This window comes from Methylobacterium sp. J-072, assembly GCF_022829425.1.
In the GTDB taxonomy this organism is placed as follows: Bacteria; Pseudomonadota; Alphaproteobacteria; order Rhizobiales; family Beijerinckiaceae; genus Methylobacterium.
Genome location: NZ_JAKSYK010000217.1, coordinates 1 through 1342 on the forward strand (window position 1 = coordinate 1; position 1342 = coordinate 1342).

The window sequence follows — 1342 nt, forward strand, 5'->3', positions numbered from 1 at the left end:
GGCGCTGTGTCTGCGTCTGTTGTTCCTTGGTCGCCTCGCCTGTCTTCTGCTCGGCCGCCTGCTGCTCCTGACGCAGTGCTGCAAGGCGGCTCTGAACCTGCTCGATGTCCTGATTGGCTTGACGGCCCTGCTGTTCGGTCGTCGCGATCTTGGCTTGCAAAGCCGATAGGGTGCCGGTGGCCAGACGCTGCTGCGCCAACTCGTTTTGTAGGTTGGCCTGCTCCGTTTGGAGCGAGCTCATCTGCTGCTCGAAGGCTCTCCGGTGTTTGGCGTGAACGACGGTGACAACGAGCAACCAGACCAGCAGTACGGCCGCCACGACGGCGAAGCTGAGGGTTATGGGTCGACGTAGTTCGGACCGGACATCGATCGCCATGGTTCACCCGCATGTTGCCGAGGACGCGGGGCTTAACGCAGGGGCAGCTCGGATAGGTCCGGTGCCTGGCGTGCACGACGACCAAGTGGACGCACTCGGCCTCATCGGCCAGCTGCTCGACAAGATCTGGACGCCATCGGCGGTGAAGCCCCGAAGCGACGGCATTTCGGATGACCGCTACGGGAAGAGGCGGCGCGTCGTGATCCGGCCGGAGCGTGGGTCGGCCTGGACGCAGTCGGCAAAAATTAAACAGCTGCCGCGCTGCTTGACGTCGATGGAATAGTCAATCTGAGCGCGACCTATAGCAGCTCAGCTTCGACGCATGCCTGGCCAATATCAGCCCGGTGACGCTTATCAGTCGGGATTTTCGCCAGCATCTTGGCAATATGAGAACGCAATCTATGCTTGTTTATATCAATTTTGACATCAGCTAGTTTTGAAAGCTGGTCAAGCATCGCAAGCATAGGAATCCCCATAGTCTTGTGTCATCAATTCAGTACATCGCTAGAATGCTGTGGCAATGCGGGGACAGTGAATCACGAAGGTACTAAATCAAACATTTTTTAAATTTGTTGACAAGCCGGAATACGTACCCAGAACGGCCAATTAGATAGGTTTATTTCAGCTGCCGGCGCCCTTAGCATGAAGTCGAATTACGTAGGCGGTCACGCCTCTCCCTCGCTACGGCCATGCATCAGGGAGCTTGGCGGTGTCCCCACGCTTTTTCTTCGACGTGTCGAACAGTGACGAGACCATCCTGGACGAGGCAGGTATCGAGGCTGCGACCGTCGATGAAGTGCTCGCTGAGGCGCGCGATGTCATCACCGAAATGGCGGATGAGGCGATCGGCATCGATTTGGACCAGCGATGGACGATGGTCGTGCGCGATGCTGCAGGCTCGATCGTAGGTCGCCTACCGATCAAACGGTGAGATCGCTAAACCAGTTCTCCCGCAGGCTGATCCGG

General features: G+C 57.7%; 2 protein-coding genes and 1 pseudogene. 2 read left to right on the forward strand and 1 reads right to left on the reverse strand.

Annotated elements, in window-relative coordinates; all coding sequences use genetic code 11:
* Nucleotides 1-376, reverse strand: a pseudogene (locus MKK67_RS29040) (chromosome partitioning protein ParA); the annotation flags it as partial.
* Nucleotides 377-446: 70 nt separating this feature from the next.
* Here MKK67_RS29040 and MKK67_RS29045 point away from each other — a divergent pair.
* Both MKK67_RS29045 and MKK67_RS29050 read left to right on the forward strand, forming a co-directional pair.
* Nucleotides 447-659, forward strand: coding sequence for a hypothetical protein (locus tag MKK67_RS29045; RefSeq protein ID WP_243972106.1), 213 nt, complete (start codon nt 447-449; stop codon nt 657-659).
* Nucleotides 660-1085: 426 nt separating this feature from the next.
* A complete protein-coding gene (locus MKK67_RS29050; protein WP_243972110.1) occupies nt 1086-1307 on the forward strand; it encodes a DUF6894 family protein in 222 nt (73 codons plus the stop codon).
* The last annotated feature ends 35 nt before the right edge of the window (nt 1308-1342 follow it).